Annotated in this window: 1 protein-coding gene; it reads right to left on the bottom strand. The window is 60.4% G+C overall.

What is annotated here, in order from left to right; translation table 11 throughout:
• Window positions 1-72: 72 nt before the first annotated feature.
• A partial coding sequence (locus AC1DH9_RS28695) for a S9 family peptidase (protein WP_477809287.1) occupies window positions 73-1,672 on the bottom strand: 1,600 nt, incomplete at its 5' end.

Below are 1,672 nucleotides of genomic sequence, written 5' to 3'. Positions count from 1 at the left end.
TGTTGGCTGATCCACCGCTATCGCGAGCAGGCTCGCTCCCACATTTAAGACCTGTACGCCTTGCAGAGTTCCTCAGGCGATTCCCAGTACCTTGAAAACAAATGCGTATTCGAGGGCTACGTCACGTAATCCTTGATAACGCCCGCTCATCCCGCCATGACCGGCACCCAGTTCGGTCTTGAGCAGCAACAGATTATTGTCGGATTTGGTCGCTCGCAACTTGGCCACCCACTTGGCCGCTTCCCAATACTGCACACGGCTGTCGTTGTAGCCGGCGATCACCAGGGTTGCAGGATAGGCGTGAGCGCTGACGTTTTCGTACGGCGCGTACGCCTTGATCCGATCATAAACTGCCGGCTCTTCAGGATTGCCCCACTCGTCGTATTCGGTGACGGTCAGCGGCAAGTCCGGATCGAGCATGGTGTTGAGCACGTCGACGAACGGCACCTCGGCAATCGCCGCCGCAAACAGTTCCGGGCGCTGGTTGAGCACCGCGCCGATCAGCAATCCGCCGGCACTGCCGCCGCTGATGGCCAGTTGTTTGGCGGTGGTGTGGCCGTTGGCGATCAGATGTTCGGCGCAGGCGATAAAGTCGTTGAAGGTGTTCTGCTTGTGTTCCTGCTTGCCTGCGCGATACCAGGCTTCGCCCAGTTCACCGCCGCCGCGCACGTGGGCGATGGCGAAGGCCATGCCGCGATCGAGCAGGCTCAGGCGCGCATGGGAGAACCACGGGTCGAGGCTTTCGCCGTAGGCGCCGTAGCCGTAGAGGTAAAGCGGCGTCGGCTTGCCGAGCATTTCACGTTTGACCACCAGGCTGATCGGCACCTGTGTGCCATCGGGCGCGGTCGCCCACAGGCGCTGACTGACGTAGGCATCGGCGTCGAAGGGGCCGAGCACCTGGGTTTCCTTGAGCACCTTCTGCTCGCCGCTGGCAAGCTCTAGCTGACGAATCTGCGCCGGGCGATTCAACGCCTCGTAACGCAGGCGTATCTTGTCGCTGGCAAACTCCAGGCTGTTTTGCACATGCAGGCTGTAGGCCGCGTCCGGCAGTTGCACGCGGTAAGCGGGCAGGCCTTGCGGGTGAACTTCGATGATCGGCAAACCGCCTTCGCGCAGGCTCAGGGTCATGGCCGAGGCATTCAGGCTCATGCCGTCAAGCATCACCGTGTCGCTGTGAGGGATCAGGTTTTGCCAGTCGCTTTCGGTTGGCGCGACCCCGGTGTCGGCAGCCTGATACAACGCAAAGTTGATGCCGTCGCGATTGCTGCGAATCAGCCAGGTCCATTGATCGTCGAGCTTGCCGTGGTCGACGTCGTACTCGTGATCTTCAACCCGTCGTGCCAGGCAGGTGAACGGCTGTTGTGGTTGCGAAGCATCGAGCACCCAGACTTCGCTGGTGGTTTTGCTGCCCAGCGACAGCAGCAACTGGCGTTCGGAGCTTGAGCGGTAGCAGTGCAGGAAAAACCGCCCGTCCGCTTCATGGAAGACTTCTTCGGCGGCGGTACCGTCGAGACGATAACGAAACAGCTTGTGTGGGCGATGAGTGTCATCCAGCTCGCCGAAAAACAGCGTCAGGCTGTCGTTGGCCCAGGTCATGCTGCCGTCGCAATTGTCGAACGTCAGTTCACTGACCTTGCCGTTGGACAGTTCCTTGACGAACAGCGTGTAAATC

Source organism: Pseudomonas sp. 05T35, from assembly GCF_056396605.1.
The sequence above is the reverse complement of the archived record's forward strand: the minus strand, read 5'-3'. Positions and strand labels throughout refer to the sequence as shown.